The organism is Pseudomonas profundi, assembly GCF_008638305.1.
GTDB lineage: Bacteria > Pseudomonadota > Gammaproteobacteria > Pseudomonadales > Pseudomonadaceae > Halopseudomonas > Halopseudomonas profundi.
In genome coordinates this window covers 1-17,518 of record NZ_VTPZ01000024.1, presented here as the reverse complement: position 1 = coordinate 17,518, position 17,518 = coordinate 1, and the positions used below count along the sequence as shown (strand labels likewise).

Here is a 17,518-nt window from a genome sequence, read left to right as displayed (position 1 = left end):
TAGGAAAACCATACAAGGCGCGACTCGCGGCGATGCTGGCCGCCAGGCCAGCTGATTTTACTTTACCTACTAACCCCGGGGCGTCCTTCGGCCGCCGTCGTGCCGAGGTCGACACTCCTACTGTATAGATAGCCGAGATGTTCCAAGGTTATTGTCCGGGTTGGGCTTGGTTTCAGCCACCCAGACCGCTTGCCACTATTGTGCGATGCAGTAAACTTGCGCCACGCCCTGGCTGGCCTCGACACCCGGTCAGGAGTCTTCCGCTATTGAACCGGAGAAACACATGTCGATGATTACACGTCCGCTGGCCGTAATGGCTGGTTTGTGCCTGTCTGTTGCTTCCATTTTCCCTGTTGCCCACGCCGCCGATACCGAGGTTTTGCGCGTATCCGCTATTCCTGACGAGGCGCCGACTGAACTGCTGCGCAAATTCGAGCCGCTCGGTGAATATCTGGAGAAAGAGTTGGGCATGGAAGTGAAATTCCAGCCGGTATCCGATTACGCGGGCGTGGTTGAAGCGCTTGGTGCCAAGCGGCTGGATATGGCCTGGCTGGGCGGTTTCACCTTCGTGCAGGCGCGTTTGCGCACCGGGGATGCAATTCCACTGGTACAACGTGAACAGGATGAGGTATTCACCAGCACCTTTATTACGGCCGATGAAGACGTAACCAAACACTCTGACCTGGAAGGCAAGAGCTTCGCCTTTGGTTCGGTCTCTTCGACCTCGGGCCACCTGATGCCGCGCTATTTCATGCAGCAGGACGGTATCGCTCCGGATGACTTCTTCAGCCGCGTCGCCTTCTCCGGCGCGCATGATGCCACCGTCGCCTGGGTCGAATCCGGCCGTGTGGATGCTGGCGTGCTCAATGCATCGGTGTGGGACAAGCTGGTTGAAGATGGCAAGGTCGATACCGACAAGGTACGGGTATATAACCGCACGCCGACCTATTTCGACTACAACTGGACCGTACGTGGCGATCTGGGCGAAGAGCTGTCCGAGAAGATCAAGCAGGCCTTCCTCAAGCTGGACCCGGAAAACCCCGAGCACAAAGAAATCCTTGATCTGCAGCGCGCCTCGCGCTTTATCGAAACCAATGCCGAGAACTATAAGGGCATCGAGGAAGCTGCACGCGCTGCCGGCCTGCTGGAGTGAGCATCCGACTGGACGGGGTGGGCTTGACCCATCCCGGTGGTTTTCGGGCACTTGAAAAGCTTGATCTGACAATCGCCGCCGGCGAACGGGTGGCGATTATCGGCCCGTCCGGTGCCGGCAAAACCACCCTATTGCGCCTGCTTGGCACCGGCCTGCATCCCAGCGCCGGTCGCCTGAGCCTGTTGGATAATGACCCGACGCAACTGCGTGGCCGCACACTGCGCCAACTCCGCACGCGTATCGGTTTGATTCACCAGAGCCCGCCCCTGCCACCGCGGCAAAGAGTCGTTACCGCGGTACTGGCTGGAAGGCTCGGCCAATGGTCGTTGCCGCGTGCGCTGGCATCGCTTTGTTATCCATTGGACGCCGAAGGCGCCCGCGCCGCACTTCAGCCGCTGGATCTGGCGGACAAGCTCTTCGCACGGTGTGATCAGCTGTCCGGTGGGCAGCTTCAGCGCGTCGGTATTGCCCGCGTGTTGTATCAGGGCGCTGATCTGTTGTTGGCCGATGAGCCGGTTTCCGCCATGGACCCGGTGCTGGCGGACCATACCTTGGCATTGCTCAACCGCATTGCTGACGAGCGCGGGATTACCCTGGTTGCCAGTCTGCACGCCGTGGATCTGGCCTTACGACACTTCCCGCGGGTGATTGGTCTGCGCGACGGCAGTATTCTGTTCGACTGCGCTGCTACTGAAGTAACCGACAAAGACCTCAACGGCCTGTACGTAAATGCAAGCCTGCAGGCTGCTACGACCGAACCGGCACACGTCAGCGCCCCCCTACAGGAAAACCTGCCCCGGACCGCGCCGCGATGCTTCTAGCATCACCCGCTGCGGCCAGTCGCGATCCGGCTGCCCTGCCCCGCCTGTTTATTACCGTGCTGGCCGTCGCTGTGCTGTGGCCTGGTCTGGTTATTACTGAGTTTGCGCCCGCCACCCTGGTTGATCCGCGCAATCTGGACGTGTTCAGCCGTTTCTTAGCCGGATTCTGGCCGCCGGAAACCTCGCCGGAATTTCTTGCCCTGCTCGGCAAGGCGACGCTGGAAACCCTGGCCATGGCCACCGCCGGCCTGGCTCTGGCGCTGTTACTGGCCATACCGCTCAGCCTGTTGGCCAGCCGGGCGCTTTCCGTGTCTGCCTTATTAACCGGTCGCCCTTCACGCTGGGCCAGCGCGGCACGCTATCCGGTGCGTTTACTCCTGATTCTGCTGCGCAGCATTCCGGAAATCGTCTGGGCGCTGTTGTTTGTTCGTGCGGTCGGGCTCGGTCCCACCGCCGGCGTGCTGGCAATCGCCATTACCTATAGCGGCATGCTCGGCAAGGTGTATGCGGAAATTTACGAATCAGTGGATCAGCGCCCGGCACGGGCGTTGATGCAGGCGGGCAGCTCCCGCTTGGCGGCGTTTTTCTACGGCGTGTTGCCGGCCGCTGCGCAGGAGCTTATGTCCTACACCATCTACCGCTGGGAGTGCGCCGTGCGCGCCTCGGTCATCATGGGCTTTGTCGGCGCTGGCGGACTCGGACAAATGATCGACTTGTCGATCCGCATGTTTGCCGGCGGTGAGGTGGTCAGCATTCTGCTCACCTTCCTGGTTCTGGTGTTGCTGGCCGATCAACTCAGCACGCTGCTACGCCGGAGGCTGGCATGAGTCGGCGGCTCGAAGCATTGCTCTGGAGCAGCGCCATAATCGCAGCGCTGATCGCTTCGTTTGTTTACCTGGGTATGGATCTACTCGGCTTGTTCCGTGGCGACAGCCCGGAGCAGATGCTCAGCTACGCCCAGTCGTTCTTTCCGCCGGAGACTTCGCCGGACTGGCTCTCAAAAATAGCGCGCGGCGCTTTGGAAACGCTGGCGATTTCCGCCATCGGCACCCTGCTAGCTGCCTTGGCCGGCGCAGCGTTAAGCCTGTTCGCCGCCGGCCGGCTGGGGCGCATTGCCAAGAGCCTGTCGCGCTTGCTGCTCAATGCGCTGCGCTCCGTGCCCGAGTTGGTGTGGGCGGCATTGATGGTATTGGCTGCTGGGCTCGGGCCCTTCGCCGGCACTCTGGCCATCGCACTGCACACCGCCGGTGTGCTCGGACGCCTGTTTGCCGAAGCGCTGGAAAACACCCCGACCGCACCTGCGCAGGCGCTACGTGATGCAGGCGCTGGCCCGGTTGCCGCGTTCTGCTACGGTACCCTGCCCAACGTGATGCCGCAATGGGTCGCGTACAGCCTGTATCGGTGGGAGAACAATATCCGTATGGCCGCAGTGCTCGGGTTCGTCGGCGCCGGCGGGCTGGGGCAGATGCTGTACGTGACGCTCAGTCTGTTTCAGCAGCCGCGGGCGATGACCGTCATCCTGGCCATGATCATCATGGTATTGCTGGTGGACGCCTTGAGCGCCTGGCTGCGGGCGCGACTCGGGTAGACGTATTTGCGCCCATGCCGGTGTGGGCGCCAGCCTCGCGCTANCATGCCGGTGTGGGCGCCAGCCTCGCGCTAGGGAGCCTCTGAAGAACGTAGCGAGCGAAGGTCAGGCAAGGCGAAATCCGACGAAAAAGCGGACCGGGCTGGCGTACCCGTTTACGTGCTGTAAATGAGCATTTTGAGACGCCGAGTTTCGGGAGGGTTTCAACGCAGCATGGCCGAGCGCAGTAGTTATTCAGACGCTCCCTAACTGCGCTCCTGCACCAACACCCAGGGGCGCACGACCACCGCCCACAGATTATCCGGGTCGCGCGCGTGCCAGTCCTGCGCTTGCTCATCCGTCGCCAGCGCGACCTTGCTCTGGTCCATCCAGCCTTTCACTGCCGCGCTGTCATCCTTGATCAACGCCTGAGCGACCTCGACCAGATCCAGATCCGTTGCCGCCCATAACACCTGGCCGCGAGCAAAATGCGGTTCAAGGGCTTTCCATTCGATCTTGGCGGTGGCACCGAGAATAGCTGCATAGGTATCGGTGGGTTCGGTCATGGGATGCTCCGGCTATCAATAAGCCGGGCATATTAACGCCCCGGCGCGGTGAAAACGAGCTTGCCCTCCGCTGCCGAGTGTCGTCCCGCAGCTGCCATCACCCTGACAGGCCTGGACCCTGTCGCTAGTCGCCGCCCCGAGCGGTGATTACTGGCACTTCGCGACTTTTTTGCCGCTCGGTTTCCCAGCTTCGCAAGCCGTTGCTAGACTGCTGCTATGGAGTTCACAGAATAAACTGCGTTGCGACAGCCTGCAGGCCCCTCAATCGTACGGATGACAGTGAGCAGAAGAATGAAAAAACCATACAGGAAAGCCCTTTCACGAATGATCGCAGTGGCCGCCATGGCTGGCGCCACCGGCTTTGCGATGGCCGCGGACAACATCAAGATCGCCCTGGCCGGGCCGGTAACGGGACCCGTCGCGCAATACGGGGACATGCAATTCATCGGTGCGAAGATGGCCATCGACCGGATCAACGCTGCGGGCGGAGTGAACGGCAGCCAGCTCGAGGGCGTGATATTCGATGACGCCTGCGACCCGAAACAGGCCGTCGCCGTGGCCAACCGTATCGTCAATGAAGACATCCAGTTCGTGGTCGGCCATCTCTGCTCCAGCTCTACCCAGCCCGCCTCCGATATCTATGAAGACGAAGGCATCCTGATGATCACTGCTGCCTCGACCAGCCCCGAGATCACCAGCCGTGGTTACGAACTGATCTTCCGTACCATCGGGCTGGACAGCCTGCAGGGACCAACCGCCGGCCAATATATTGCCGAGAAGGTCAAGCCGAAGAAGGTTGCGGTGGTGCATGACAAACAGCAGTACGGCGAAGGCATAGCCACTGCGGTGCGCGATGTACTGCGCGAGAATGATATCGACGTCGCCCTGTTTGAAGGCATCACCGCCGGCGACAAGGACTTCTCTGCGCTTATTTCCAGACTGCGGCAGGCCGATGTGGACTTCGTGTATTACGGTGGCTATCACCCTGAGCTGGGGCTGATTCTGCGCCAGGCCAGAGAGCAGGGTCTCAACGCCACCTTTATGGGGCCGGAAGGTGTCGGCAACACGGACATCTCGGCAATTGCCGGCGAAGCGTCCGAGGGTATGCTGGTGACACTGCCCAAGGCGTTCGATGAAGATCCGAAGAACGCTGACCTGGTAAAAGCCTTCGAGGCCAAGAATGAAGACCCCTCCGGTGCCTTCGTATTCCCCGCTTATGCTGCGGTGCAGGTAATCGCAGACGGTATCAAGCTGGCCGACAGCACTGATCCATTCGACGTCGCCGAGGCATTGCGCTCAAACAGCTTCGAGACACCCACCGGCACGCTGAGCTTCGATGAAAAAGGCGATCTCAAGGACTTCAATTTTGTGGTCTACGAGTGGCACGCCGACTCCAGCAAAACCGCATTGTCAGAGTAATGAAAATGTCCACAGGCCCGCTGGTAACCCCACGGGCCTGTTGTTGTGCCCTTACTGCTGCCCGCATTGACCGTCCTGTCCCTTTTCAGGTGTTGTGGCCATGCCCGATTCGCTTTATTACTTTGTCCAGCAACTGCTGAACGGCCTGACCGTCGGCAGCACCTACGCCTTGATCGCCATCGGCTACACCATGGTCTACGGCATTATCGGCATGATCAACTTCGCCCACGGCGAGGTGTACATGATCGGCAGCTATATCGCGTTCATCTCCATTGCGGCACTGGCGATGTTCGGTATCGAGTTCCTGCCGCTGATGATCATCGGCACCTTCATCATCAGCATGATAGTCACCAGCGCCTACGGCTACAGCATCGAGCGTGTTGCTTACCGGCCACTGCGTGGCGGCAATCGGTTGATTCCGTTGATTTCTGCGATTGGCATGTCGATTTTTCTGCAGAATCTGGTGCGCCTGGCACAGGGATCGCGGGACATCGCCATGCCGAACCTGATACCCGGCGGTATTAATATCGGCCCGCCTGAAGGCTTCAGCGCAACGCTTTCCTATATGCAGATGATCATCTTCGCCGTCACGCTGATATCCATGACGCTGTTGACGCTGTTCATTACCCGCTCACGCATGGGTCGTGCCTGCCGCGCCTGCGCCGAGGACTTGAAGATGACCAATCTGCTGGGCATCAATACCAACGGCATCATCGCTTTGACCTTTGTTATCGGCGCAGCGCTGGCAGCAGTCGCCGGGGTATTGCTGGGCATGTATTACGGGGTGGTGAACCCCTATATAGGCTTTATGGCCGGGCTGAAGGCGTTCACGGCGGCGGTACTCGGCGGTATCGGCAGCATCCCTGGCGCGGTGCTGGGCGGGCTGCTGTTGGGTGTAACCGAAGCCATGACAGCCGGCTATTTCAGCAGCGAATACAAGGATGTGGTCGCCTTCAGTCTGCTGATACTGGTGTTGCTGTTCCGCCCCAGCGGCATTCTCGGTCGGCCGGAGGTGGAAAAGGTATGACCCGGCACAACTTTAAAGCAGCGATTATCTCTGCGGCCGTCGTCATTGCATTGACTGGCCTGCTCATGGGTGTCCGCCTCAGCCAGTCGGGCGGCGGGTTGATTGTTACCGGAGCCGGACCCGATGTGTACTGGAAGATCGCCGCCGCAGCGCTCTTCATGTTCCTGTTCAATCTGTTTCGCGATCAACTGGATGGGCTATGGCGAGCCCTGCCAGGAATACCCAAAAGCCCCGCCGGCTTGACCGCGGTCACTGAAAAGCCGGTAGTACGTCGGCTGTTCTGGTGTTTCCTTATTGCCGCTGCGTTGATCTGGCCCTTCTACGCTGACCGTGGCGGCACTGATCTGGCAACCCTGGTGCTCATCTACATCATGCTGGGGCTGGGACTGAATATCGTCGTCGGTCTGGCCGGGCTGCTGGATCTAGGCTATGTGGGCTTCTATGCCGTCGGCGCCTACACCTATGCGCTGCTGGCGATGTACTTCGACATTGGGTTCTGGCCCGGACTGTTTGCCGCTGGCGCAATGGCGGCATTGTTCGGCTTTCTGCTGGGCTTTCCGGTGCTGCGGCTGCGCGGCGACTACCTGGCAATCGTGACGCTCGGATTTGGCGAGATCATCCGTATCCTGTTGAACAACATGACCTGGCTGACCAGCGGCCCGAACGGGATTGGCGGCATTCCCAAGCCGACCCTGTTCGGACTGGAATTCAGCCGCCGCGCCAGTGACGGCATGCAAACTTTCCATGAATTTTTCGGAATCGAGTACAGCTCGGTGCACCGGGTAATGTTCCTGTATTTTCTGGCACTGGTGCTGGTGCTGATCACGCTTTACGTCATCAACCGTTTGCTGCGCATGCCCGTCGGGCGCGCCTGGGAAGCCTTGCGCGAAGATGAGATCGCCTGCCGCTCGCTGGGCATCAATCCCACAGCGGTCAAGCTCAACGCTTTCACCATAGGCGCGACCTTTGCCGGGTTCGCCGGCTGCTTCTTCGCCGCCCGGCAGGGGTTTATCAGCCCGGAATCCTTTACCTTCATCGAGTCTGCAATCATTCTCGCCATCGTCGTATTGGGCGGCATGGGCTCGCAGGTGGGCGTGATTCTGGCGGCGATCATCATGACGCTACTGCCCGAAGTCGCTCGCCAGTTCGATGAATACCGCATGCTGCTGTTCGGTCTGCTGATGGTACTGATGATGATCTGGCGCCCGCAGGGGCTGCTGCCGATGAAACGCCCGCACTTGGAGTTACGGACGTGAGCGCCATTCAACCTTTGCTCGACGTATCCAGCCTGACCATGCGCTTTGGCGGCCTGTTGGCGGTGGACGGCGTAGAGCTGAAAATCATGCCGCAACAGATCGTCTCGATGATCGGCCCCAACGGTGCCGGCAAGACGACGGTATTCAACTGCCTGACCGGTTTCTACAAGCCCAGCGCCGGGCGCATTCTGTTTCGCGGTGAAGATATTCAGGGCCTGCCGGGCTTCAAGGTCGCGCGCCGGGGCATGGTTCGGACCTTCCAGCATGTGCGGCTGTTCAAGGAAATGTCCGTAGTGGAAAATTTGCTGGTCGCCCAGCACCACAACATGAACACCAGCATGCTCGCCGGATTGTTCAAGACCCGGGCCTTCCGCCGCAGCGAGAATGAAGCCATGGAGCGCGCAGCCTACTGGCTGGAGCGCGTCAATCTGCTGGAGTTTGCCAACCGCAAGGCCAATACCCTGGCGTATGGGCAACAGCGACGGCTGGAAATCGCCCGTTGCATGGTCACCCAACCCACGCTCCTGATGCTGGACGAACCCGCGGCCGGGCTCAATCCGCGCGAGACCGAGGACCTGAAAGAGCTGATCGCAGAATTACGTAACACCCACAAGCTGACCATCCTGCTGATCGAGCACGATATGAAGCTGGTGATGAGCATTTCTGATCGCATCGTGGTGATCAACCAGGGCTGCCCGCTCGCTGAAGGCACGCCGGAGGAAATCCGGCAAAACCCGGATGTGATCAAGGCCTATCTGGGCGAAACCTGAGGATATTGCATGCTGGTTTTCGATAACGTTTCGACCCACTACGGCAAGATCCAGGCGCTGCACGACATCAGTATCCAGGTGCAATGTGGCGAAATTGTCACGCTGATCGGTGCCAACGGCGCGGGCAAAACGACGCTATTAATGACGTTGTGCGGCGATCCGCGCGCTACCAGTGGCAGCATTCGTTATGAGGGTCAGGAGCTGACCTGCCTGACCACCGCGCAGATCATGCGCAAGGACATCGCCATCGTGCCCGAGGGCCGCCGCGTGTTTTCCCGCCTCACCGTGGAGGAAAACCTCACCATGGGCGGGTACTTTGTCCGCGGCGATGAATTCGACAAGCAACTCGACGCCACGCTTGAACTCTTTCCGCGCCTCAAGGAGCGCTACCAGCAACGCGCCGGCACCATGTCCGGCGGCGAACAACAGATGCTGGCGATCGGGCGCGCACTGATGAGCAAACCGAGGTTATTGCTGCTGGACGAGCCGTCGCTGGGTCTCGCGCCGATCATCATCCAGCAGATATTCGGGATCATTGAACAATTGCGGCGCAACGGCGTAACCATCTTTCTCGTCGAGCAGAACGCCAATCAGGCGCTCAAGCTAGCGGATCGCGGTTACGTTATGGAGCATGGCCGCATCGTGCTGCAGGATACCGGCGAGGCGCTACTGGCCAACCCGCAGGTACGTAGCGCCTATCTGGGCGGCTAGGCATCCGTTCACTCCGCCTGGCCAGACGTTCAGGGCGTGGCCGCATCCGTGCCTTTATAGGCACAGCCGTTCAGGCGTCTGCCATCAACCGTCAACGTTGCAGTCAAATGGCGGTAGTCTCCAGCGTTATCAAAGCAGTGCTGCGGATAAAGCCACAACTCAAGGTCATTACCCTCCGCCCCCCGAAAGCTCATCGAACCATCTGGCAGGCTTTCAGCGATCATCGGCACTGGCCCCGCTTCCTGATCGGCCAGGCCGTCGAAGCGGATGCCCTGGCGGTCCACTACCAGGCGCCAGGAATCACCAATGCCGCGGGCGATCCATTGGCCCGATTGCGGTTCATCGGCGCAACCCCTGCCGGTGGACTGCATACGCAGCACCCGGCTGGTTAGTAACCTGTCATCTCGAACAGTCCCTTCGATGTCGACAAAGATTGCGATCTGCCCCGGCTGCGCAACGCGCTGGAACAACTGCTCCACAGCGGCCGCGCCTTCAACATTGACGATGGAATCATCGCGACACCGCTGTACAGTCCATTCGTCCCCGTTCCTTTCGAGCAAGCCCACCACCCTATCGCTCTCGGCCGACGACCAGGGCAACGATGCACAACCGGACAGCAAAACGGAACTGCCGCACAGCGCGAAGCAAACAGCCCTTAAACCAAGTCGCATATGTGAACCCCTTCTCTAATAACACTTTCGTCTAGGAAAACACTGGCTACAATTGGTCACAGAATTGCGCCAGAATGCTACCCTTCGGCAACAGCGAGTTATAGACAACTCCAGTTATTCCTCCCAAGCTCTTGATTTTGGACGCGTGCATGAAAACCATAAAAGTAGTTGCCGTTTTCACCCTTAGTCTTGCTATGGCGGCCTGCGCTTCCAAAGCACCAGAACCTGTCCAGATTTCCAAGCCGTGGGCTGAACCGCGCGTGGAGCATCTCACCAAGGTAGCCGAATCCCAGGGCTACGAAATTGAACGCGAAGGCGAGCAGATTCGCCTGATTATTCCAGTAGATGGCAACTTCCATCCCAAGCGTACCCTGCTTCTACCGTCTGGCCTGGTCCCGTTGAGCAAAATTGCCAAGGCTATCCGCGACGACGAAGAAACCCTTTTCTCTGTAATCGGCCATAGCGACAGCGCCGGCGAAGACACGCTGAACGAACAACAGAGCCTCGAACGCGCCCAGGCTGTAGCCAATGTCCTCATGTTAGGCGGTGTCAGCCGTAAGCGCATGCAATTAAGCAGCATGGGCGAAGAAGAACCCCGCGCAGACAATAGCACCGAGACCGGTCGTCATAAAAACCGTCGTGTAGAGATCGTAATGACTCCCGCCATCACAAGCATGGCGATGGCTGAGTAACCTACTTCTGGCTGCCCCGGTTCCGGGGTAGCCAATACATCTTTCCAAGAAACTTATCATTCTGATACTGCTCGGCCGCACGCCTCTCGGCGAGTTCGAACGTGGTCCTGGGGGTGTAGCGCGCCTGCGATACGCCAGAGCTCGCAAGCCACCCCAAACATTGTCGGCGCGTCCGAACGCGGCCCGAGACGCACGCCAACCCCAGGGAAACCCAGGCCGCAACCGCTGTGCCAGATCATAAAATACAGCGCGCCAAGCAACGCCACCCTGGGGGTGTAGCGCGCCTGCGCTACGCCAACTTCGTCCGCAGCGCTGGTCTATGTTCGTAGTGCTGGCTTACACTTGCGCCCTTTGCGTCCGATGACCTACGGAAACGATATGAAAGAACGCCCTCAGCCCCGCGCCATCGCCCTGCTCCCGCTACTGCTGTTTCTTCTGATATTCCTTGGCAGCGGCACCTACTATTCCCTGATCGGGACCGAGTTCGCGTTCTATCAGATCAAAGCTCCGGTCGCGATACTGCCAGCCATTGTCCTGGCCATCCTGCTCGCGCGGGAGGGGCTTAATCGAAGCCTGGATACCTTCATTGCCGGCATCGGCAACAGCAATATCATCACCATGGTGCTGGTCTTTTTCCTCGCTGGCGCATTCGCCACCGTTACCGATGCGATCGGCGGCGTAACAGCGACGGTCAACATGGGCCTGAGCTTCATACCGCCGGCTTTCGTGCTGCCCGGTCTATTTCTGATTGCCGCGTTCATTTCGACAGCCATGGGTACATCCATGGGCACCATTGGCGCGGTTGCACCCGTTGCGCTGGGCTTTGCCGAAGCCACCGGCATCTCGGTTCCGGCGGCCATGGGCGCGGTCATTGGCGGCGCCATGGCAGGTGACAACCTGTCGATCATCTCCGATACCACCATCGCTGCAACCCGCACCCAGGGCGTCGCCATGCGCGACAAGTTCAAGCTGAACCTGATGATCGCTCTGCCGGCGGCAGCATTGACGCTGATACTTCTGTTCATACTTGGAGACACCGCTACCGAGCCTGCTCTCGCCGACTACCAATTTATGCTCGTGTTGCCCTATCTTGCCGTACTGGTACTGGCGCTGAGTGGTCTGAACGTGCTCGCCGTATTGATGGCCGGAATCGTCCTATCAGGATTTACCGGCATGTTTCTAGGTGATGATTACTCGGTCGCCAGTTGGGGTAACGATATCTACAGGGGCTTCGAAGGCATGCTGGAGATCGCCGTGCTCTCGATGTTCATCGGCGGGTTATCAGCGATCATGAAGCGCGAAGGCGGCCTAGCCTGGCTGCGGCAAACCATTCAGAACATAACCGCAAAACTCGGCCAGGCCGGACGCCGCAGTGGTGAAGCGGCAATCGCCGCGCTGGTAAGCCTGGCCAACCTGTTCGTGGCCAACAACACCGTCGCGATCATCGTCAGCGGCAGCGTCGCCCGGGACCTGGCCGGTCACTACAACGTAGACCGCCGCCGCAGCGCGAGCCTGCTGGACATCTTTTCCTGCGTAATCCAGGGCCTGATCCCCTACGGCGCCCAGATCCTCCTGGCAGGCTCCCTTGCTGGCGTATCTCCATTAATACTGGCCGGCCAGGTGCACTACTGCTGGTTGCTAGGTGCAGTTGCCATTGTCGCGATTATTGCCGGATTTCCCCGGCCGCGTGGGGAGATTACGGAGGATGCGGGGGAGATTGGGTAATCACCTACACGGAGCCTGGCGGACAGGCGTTTTGCACTCGCGTCCGTTCAGCTAACCCCTGTGGATGTCGTCAAAGTCATCGCCCTTGGGCGTAGCATGGATGCCCTTGGCTTCCTGCTTTCGGTAGTAGCTTTCGATACTTAAGTCTGGATCAATCTTCTCTTGCAGAATGCAAGCGTGTTGCTGCCAAGGATAGGCTGCCAGTTTTTCGCGCAGCCCGCGTCCCTCCCTCCGACTCCACGTCTTCGCATCAATATCGCGCCAATACCGGGATGTACGACCACACGTCTGATCGTGGGCGGCTGTCACCGGATCAAGGTGTCTGCTCTGTTCAAGGATAGGCAAATCCGGCAAAGGCTGCTCGACATCCATGTACCGCTGCAGGGTGTCCCAGAACGCCAACAGGTTGGGTTTGTCCAGACCCAGGCTATGCAACTTGGTGGCCAGGCATACTTTGGTGCTGGTATAGCGGTGATGCAGCCAGAGGACATAGTCATGGCCCCCGTGCGGCGTCAGCTGTAACTGGCAAACCGCATCAAACTCGTAGAATGGAGCGACAAAAGGTTTACGAAAACGCCGGGCGATGGTCAGCGTACCCTCACGCCGGTCAAAGCCGCTGCCGTCGTGGGTATAGAACCGAGCATAAATCCATAGCAGCGCATCCGCGCCGAACAGCCCTATCGAGAACAAAATCATACCAAGCCAGAACGCCGTCTGTTCCGACCAGTAACCCCATAGGGCGTTTTGGTCCCAGGCGATGATAGCGGCGGTGAATACAGCACTCGAAGCCAGCAACAGAAATCCGTATAGCCAACGTTTGCTGAACAGGGCCAGGCTAATAATAACTAGCAACACGCTTACCGCTGATACCGCAAAATCGCTTTCTAGAACAGAAGATATTTTTGGTCCCCACACGAAGAATGGGAAGATGTAGCACATTAATTTCAAGATAAACAGGATGTACGGCACCCGACTCACGTTTTCAAAGTTCCATCGTCTAGCATTGCAGTAAATATGCTGCCCCCTATCTTCACGTACCTGCCTTTCATAGGTGGTATGAAACTCTGCTTCAAGTTGATGCTCCACTTCAACGGCGGAATCTAGCCCGGCGTAGTGCCCCCAGGCCAACCGGCTATCCATCACGCCGACGCGAACACTCTTTTCTGGTGCCAGCGCAGGAATATTGCTAGCAGCGAAAGCTCCGGGACCATACGAGGGGTGTCTTTCCTGAGTGGTCATACCTTGAATTCCGTGGTTTCGATTAGCCAGTAAGGCGCCTCATTAGACTTGGCATTCAGCGAAGGAGTGCGGAGAAAAGCAGCGCTATAAGGTTGCCAACGTTTCGGACTGGGCTGGGGCAACACAAGCGACTGGCCTGTCGCCTTTCCGATATCAATGCGAAACTGGGCCATAATTTTGAGACGCTGGCTGACCTGATTATGACGGCGTTGCAAAGATGTCAGTTTCAACAAGGGAAATTTCTTAGGTAAAACATAGAGTGCAGTGGCGTCGTCCAACGGCAGGGCTGACACTTTAGCGTCATCAATGACACGATGCTCAACCCGCTCGACATTAAACATACCGGTAAGCGGCAATACTCCTACTTGCTCTACTGCGTGCAATCGAAATTGTCCTCCTGGACCGAACATGGAAAGCAGCGGCGAATGCAGAGTCACTATCCAGTCGTCAGCTTCGAGGGGCTGGGTATCTGGTGGCTGGCAGGCGTGTGGACGAAGCATCCGCTGTCCACTTATCCGCTCCAGCTGCTTGCTGTGATAGGTTGGAGCACTCTGCATCCAGTCCGCCAGGCGCTCGACCCGGATTACCGGCTTGCCAAGGATGCCAAGAAGCTGTGTATAGGCATTCTGCGGATCGGCAAGGTGAGCGAATCGCTGATCGTCGCCCAGCAGGCTGTCGAGCACGCCTGTCCGGCCATGCTGTTTGCCGAAGGGTCCATTTTTCAGAAGTGCTTCAATATCACTATCAATCAACCAGCCGGCGACAATGTTGCCGCCGATAAACAATACTGCACCTGCGGCCAGCACGATGGGGTTGATCGACATGCCTAAAGCATAAGCCCCCCAGGCAGCGCCGCCAGTGGCTGCTATGCCATAAGCCAGAGCGGCGTCCCGGTCACCTTGATGCCAGGCCCGCGTAGCATCCCATGTGCATAGTACAGCGCTATACAGTACAGCCCCGCCAGACAATGCTCGAAGAATCGGTAGTTTAGGACTACCAGTTTGTTCAATCAGATTGGCACGCCATTGAGTGAAAGGCTTAGGAACTCCAAGACGAGGTTTATTAAGGAAATGAACCAGCCCATTTCCTGGGCCCAGTATCGGTTTGGTTATGCTTCCGATTGCCGTAGCGAGATCAGCTAACGCCGAAAGCTTTCCAGCTTGATATCGAATGTCGCCTTCAGTGCCTTCTGACAACAACCCTTTCATGCCAATACTTTGAGCCTGCAAGTTATACAGAGCACATGCCACAGCAACCAATGGCATTGCAGGAGTTCGGGCCACTGCCTCGACATGATCGCTTAAAGTTGTTTTCCAGGCACTGAATTTACGGACCTCAGGGTGATCTTCTGGAGCAACGATCAATGTTGCGCTTCCCTGATTGGGCAACAGATTGCCGCCAAGCTGGCGCGGGCTGCTCGACCCTATTACACGGTTCTCGTGATCAAGAATATTTCCGTAGAGGTAGTGTTTGCGGCTCAGAGAGGTTCGCTCCGCAGGGGAGAGACCATGACGAAGATTGCCAGTATCCACCCCTAGAATCCGCAAATTCTGGGCTTGGGCCTCTCCGGCCGTCATCAATTGGAGTCCATGCCACTTCGGTGAGAGCCGGCTTAGAACGCCAAAGGAGGGTGCGAACAGTCGGTGAAATTCGACCTGTATCAAGACCTCACTTGCCTTAAGCCTGTTGAGATGGGTCAGGACTGTCAGCGAAAAGTACTCCAGTGCGTCCCCGACCAGTGCATTCAGATTCTTGAACACCATCCCACGGTCAGTATCTTCCGGATCGACGTCGACTACCTGCAGCAGACTACTTAAACCCATATTTTCAGGTTTTGGCGACCGGCTTTCTTCGGCCAGGGCTTGGATACGGATTACCGCTTCTGGCAACTCACCATCCTTTCCCGCAAGCATAGTTTGCGTTAGCTCGTGTGTGCCGCTCAGCAGGCTTTGACTGAGTCGGGCAATAGCGTTCTGAAGACCACGGCTCATTGAGCCAAGGCGTAGAACATCTGACTGGGCTGGATTTTTGCAAAGAGCATCCAGAGCCTCCGCCAACCATATATAAGGCTCCAGCAGTCGCTCGTCCCTGCTCATCAGCCAGTCCTGCGCTACGTACGCCAGACGGCTGCCGGCGAAGAGCTGTATCAGTCGCCCCAGAATGTGTTCCATGTAATCACGTGCTTCACGCCGCTGAACCTCAAAAACGGCGTCGTCCAACTGGCTGGTATCCAGATGGCTCCTGAATCTGGTCAAGGGATTGTCGGCCTCGTGCATGACCGTACTGTGCAACACTTGGGCATAGCGACCGTTTGGGCGGCGGGGTATCAAGGCATTCAGTGCCAGCAAGTAATGCTCTGCCTGCCGAATCTGCGCTATAGCATGACGCAGCGCGAAAAGAGGGTCGTCAAGCATCAGCCCAACCAGCTTTGGATAGCCTCGCAATGCTTTTTCGGCAACAACATCAGCGACTGCAGTAAAAGTTGTGAGAGGTTGAGGTACATCCGCACCTTCGTACGTGGCGAGCTGCTCAAGAACCTGCTGTAACTTGACCGCCCAATCGCCAGCAGGAATGTTGGCCAGTGCAGGCTTGAACAACGCGGGATCATCCATCAGGCTTTCGACGCTAAAATCGCGTGGACGCAGCCCTTCTGTTTCCTTGTCGATCACTACGACGGGCATCGCTTGGCTGGCGCTCCATCGCTCTCCGCCGACTACAGCTGCCGCCCAGGCTGGTCCTACCTCATGACATCGAGCGCTTATGCGATCACTACGTTCCTCTAGCCAGCTAATGTATTCCCACGTCCAGGGCAGCTCGCTATAGGCCATTTGGTATTCATTACCGACAAACCGTCCCTGTAAAAGCATGGGCACAAGAACAAGCGCTTGCTGCTTGCCTACCGCAGGACGGCTGTCTGCATCTTGCTGTTCTGACTTCCGCCTCCAATGGGTGACGTCCACATCTGACAGATTGCCCTGGCCATCGCAAACCAGCTCCCGCCATAGCTTTTTTTTACGAAAGACATAGATCCGTCCGGCACGAGGCAGCGCGCCCTTTGGTGACTGATTATATCGGTCGTGACCGGGTAGCCGCGCCAAGGGCATGACAGCGAGGAAGGTATTCTGCTGAATTTCTGGTTCTTCCTCGTGGCTGCGCATATCATTTTCAATAACAATTTGCAGAGTGCCGCCGTCGGTGCGTTCGATATTCAGAGCCAGCCTGGCTCGGCGCGCGTCTTCATACTCGGTGCGTTTGCGGGTGCCTTGCTGTATCGGCTGATCCTTCAGCTCGTTCATGCTTCATTCTCCGGGTCGAGTAGTTGTACCTGTCCGCCGGCGTCCGGGTCGCCCCATACATCTATGATCAACTGGTGGGGTCCGGGCTCTTTCGAATCTAGCGATACCTCCGGGTTTGACGCGGTGCCGTGGGTACGGTCACCTGCAGCAGCGAATTCGCCACCCTCCGGTTTCTCTGGCAGTAAAGGCGCCGCCCCGCTCCCCGAACCCGCACTCCCGCCCGAATTCATCTTCACACCCGGCCCAACTAACGTCACACCGCTGGGATCGAGCTTCACAAAACTACCGCCGACCTTGAAGGTAATTTCACTACCGGCTTCGAGCACTATCTTCATGCCGCTGGACAGGTGAATCTCCTGTCCGGCTTCGATGAATTGCCCCTGTCCTAGTTTGATGTGCTGGTTTCCAGCGATGGTCAGGTGGTCGTCGGCCTTGATTTCTGTGCGGCGGTCGCTGTGGGTGGTGTGGTGTTCTTCGGCTAACAGCTCGGTGTAGCTGTTGGCTTCGACGCGGTCGTGGCGTTCGTTGCCGACGCGGATGCGCTGGTTGTGCTGGATGATCTGCTCCCAGTCGCGCTGGGCATGGATGAAGATCTGTTCTTCGTT

Annotated in this window: 16 protein-coding genes; 11 read left to right on the top strand and 5 right to left on the bottom strand. The window is 58.2% G+C overall.

The window, feature by feature from the left end:
- The first annotated feature begins 289 nt into the window (after positions 1 to 289).
- The 4 genes from FZE95_RS19065 to phnE are packed head-to-tail and all read left to right on the top strand — an operon-like array spanning position 290 to position 3,562.
- On the top strand, positions 290 to 1,153 hold the full coding sequence (locus FZE95_RS19065; protein ID WP_150302383.1) for a putative selenate ABC transporter substrate-binding protein: 864 nt from the start codon (positions 290 to 292) through the stop codon (positions 1,151 to 1,153).
- On the top strand, positions 1,150 to 1,974 hold the full coding sequence (locus FZE95_RS19060) for a phosphonate ABC transporter ATP-binding protein (protein WP_150302380.1): 825 nt from the start codon (positions 1,150 to 1,152) through the stop codon (positions 1,972 to 1,974). Before FZE95_RS19065 ends, FZE95_RS19060 begins: the two co-directional genes overlap by 4 nt.
- Positions 1,965 to 2,801 carry a PhnE/PtxC family ABC transporter permease gene (locus tag FZE95_RS19055; protein WP_150302379.1) on the top strand — a complete coding sequence of 279 codons (837 nt, stop codon included), beginning with the start codon at positions 1,965 to 1,967 and terminating at the stop codon, positions 2,799 to 2,801. The genes FZE95_RS19060 and FZE95_RS19055 overlap by 10 nt, the downstream gene beginning before the upstream one ends.
- Positions 2,798 to 3,562, top strand: coding sequence for a phosphonate ABC transporter, permease protein PhnE (gene phnE / locus FZE95_RS19050; RefSeq protein ID WP_150302378.1), 765 nt, complete (start codon positions 2,798 to 2,800; stop codon positions 3,560 to 3,562). Before FZE95_RS19055 ends, phnE begins: the two co-directional genes overlap by 4 nt.
- 245 nt (positions 3,563 to 3,807) lie before the next feature.
- On the opposite strand, the gene FZE95_RS19045 is transcribed toward phnE, so the two are convergent.
- Complete coding sequence (locus FZE95_RS19045; RefSeq protein WP_150302377.1) at positions 3,808 to 4,107, bottom strand: DUF2288 domain-containing protein; 300 nt, start codon at positions 4,105 to 4,107, stop codon at positions 3,808 to 3,810.
- A 291-nt stretch (positions 4,108 to 4,398) separates the two neighbouring features.
- On the opposite strand from FZE95_RS19045, the gene FZE95_RS19040 reads away from it, so the two are divergent.
- From FZE95_RS19040 to FZE95_RS19020, 5 genes are all read left to right on the top strand, one after another.
- Entirely contained in the window at positions 4,399 to 5,526 is a 1,128-nt protein-coding gene (locus FZE95_RS19040; protein WP_150302376.1) for a branched-chain amino acid ABC transporter substrate-binding protein, read from the top strand.
- 100 nt (positions 5,527 to 5,626) lie between these two features.
- Positions 5,627 to 6,553 (top strand): high-affinity branched-chain amino acid ABC transporter permease LivH, encoded by a 927-nt coding sequence (gene livH / locus FZE95_RS19035; protein ID WP_150302375.1) that lies wholly within the window; start codon positions 5,627 to 5,629, stop codon positions 6,551 to 6,553.
- The gene (locus tag FZE95_RS19030) at positions 6,550 to 7,809 is read left to right on the top strand and encodes a high-affinity branched-chain amino acid ABC transporter permease LivM (protein ID WP_150302374.1); all 1,260 of its coding nucleotides are present in this window, start codon (positions 6,550 to 6,552) and stop codon (positions 7,807 to 7,809) included. Before livH ends, FZE95_RS19030 begins: the two co-directional genes overlap by 4 nt.
- Before the next feature lie 5 nt (positions 7,810 to 7,814).
- Complete coding sequence (gene livG, locus FZE95_RS19025) at positions 7,815 to 8,579, top strand: high-affinity branched-chain amino acid ABC transporter ATP-binding protein LivG (RefSeq protein ID WP_190324604.1); 765 nt, start codon at positions 7,815 to 7,817, stop codon at positions 8,577 to 8,579.
- A 9-nt stretch (positions 8,580 to 8,588) separates the two neighbouring features.
- The gene (locus FZE95_RS19020) at positions 8,589 to 9,290 is read left to right on the top strand and encodes an ABC transporter ATP-binding protein (protein ID WP_150302373.1); all 702 of its coding nucleotides are present in this window, start codon (positions 8,589 to 8,591) and stop codon (positions 9,288 to 9,290) included.
- Between the two features lie 29 nt (positions 9,291 to 9,319).
- Here the strand turns inward: FZE95_RS19020 and FZE95_RS19015 are convergent, their stop codons facing one another.
- Positions 9,320 to 9,961: a hypothetical protein gene (locus tag FZE95_RS19015; RefSeq protein WP_150302372.1), complete on the bottom strand. Its 642-nt coding sequence runs from the start codon at positions 9,959 to 9,961 to the stop codon at positions 9,320 to 9,322.
- A gap of 149 nt (positions 9,962 to 10,110) precedes the next feature.
- On the opposite strand from FZE95_RS19015, the gene FZE95_RS19010 reads away from it, so the two are divergent.
- Complete coding sequence (locus FZE95_RS19010) at positions 10,111 to 10,653, top strand: OmpA family protein (protein WP_150302371.1); 543 nt, start codon at positions 10,111 to 10,113, stop codon at positions 10,651 to 10,653.
- Positions 10,654 to 11,031: 378 nt separating this feature from the next.
- Positions 11,032 to 12,378 (top strand): Na+/H+ antiporter NhaC family protein, encoded by a 1,347-nt coding sequence (locus FZE95_RS19005; protein WP_150302370.1) that lies wholly within the window; start codon positions 11,032 to 11,034, stop codon positions 12,376 to 12,378.
- Between the two features lie 51 nt (positions 12,379 to 12,429).
- Here FZE95_RS19005 and FZE95_RS19000 read toward each other — a convergent pair whose 3' ends face one another.
- From FZE95_RS19000 to FZE95_RS18990, 3 genes are all read right to left on the bottom strand, one after another.
- Positions 12,430 to 13,059, bottom strand: a complete 630-nt coding sequence (locus tag FZE95_RS19000; RefSeq protein ID WP_150302381.1) for a hypothetical protein — start codon at positions 13,057 to 13,059, stop codon at positions 12,430 to 12,432.
- A 554-nt stretch (positions 13,060 to 13,613) separates the two neighbouring features.
- Complete coding sequence (locus FZE95_RS18995) at positions 13,614 to 16,913, bottom strand: hypothetical protein (RefSeq protein WP_150302369.1); 3,300 nt, start codon at positions 16,911 to 16,913, stop codon at positions 13,614 to 13,616.
- Positions 16,910 to 17,518 (bottom strand): bacteriophage T4 gp5 trimerisation domain-containing protein (locus tag FZE95_RS18990; RefSeq protein ID WP_397387146.1); only part of this gene is annotated, 609 nt, incomplete at its 5' end. The genes FZE95_RS18995 and FZE95_RS18990, both read right to left, overlap by 4 nt.

Excerpts from the sequence above, each read along its gene's own strand:
- FZE95_RS19065 (WP_150302383.1), top strand. The coding sequence starts at position 290 with ATGATTACACGTCCGCTGGCCGTAATGGCTGGTTTGTGCCTGTCTGTT.
- FZE95_RS19055 (WP_150302379.1), top strand. The coding sequence starts at position 1,965 with ATGCTTCTAGCATCACCCGCTGCGGCCAGTCGCGATCCGGCTGCCCTG.
- phnE (WP_150302378.1), top strand. The coding sequence starts at position 2,798 with ATGAGTCGGCGGCTCGAAGCATTGCTCTGGAGCAGCGCCATAATCGCA.
- FZE95_RS19045 (WP_150302377.1), bottom strand. The coding sequence starts at position 4,107 with ATGACCGAACCCACCGATACCTATGCAGCTATTCTCGGTGCCACCGCC.
- FZE95_RS19040 (WP_150302376.1), top strand. The coding sequence starts at position 4,399 with ATGAAAAAACCATACAGGAAAGCCCTTTCACGAATGATCGCAGTGGCC.
- livH (WP_150302375.1), top strand. The coding sequence starts at position 5,627 with ATGCCCGATTCGCTTTATTACTTTGTCCAGCAACTGCTGAACGGCCTG.
- FZE95_RS19030 (WP_150302374.1), top strand. The coding sequence starts at position 6,550 with ATGACCCGGCACAACTTTAAAGCAGCGATTATCTCTGCGGCCGTCGTC.
- FZE95_RS19020 (WP_150302373.1), top strand. The coding sequence starts at position 8,589 with ATGCTGGTTTTCGATAACGTTTCGACCCACTACGGCAAGATCCAGGCG.
- FZE95_RS19015 (WP_150302372.1), bottom strand. The coding sequence starts at position 9,961 with ATGCGACTTGGTTTAAGGGCTGTTTGCTTCGCGCTGTGCGGCAGTTCC.
- FZE95_RS19010 (WP_150302371.1), top strand. The coding sequence starts at position 10,111 with ATGAAAACCATAAAAGTAGTTGCCGTTTTCACCCTTAGTCTTGCTATG.
- FZE95_RS19005 (WP_150302370.1), top strand. The coding sequence starts at position 11,032 with ATGAAAGAACGCCCTCAGCCCCGCGCCATCGCCCTGCTCCCGCTACTG.
- FZE95_RS18995 (WP_150302369.1), bottom strand. The coding sequence starts at position 16,913 with ATGAACGAGCTGAAGGATCAGCCGATACAGCAAGGCACCCGCAAACGC.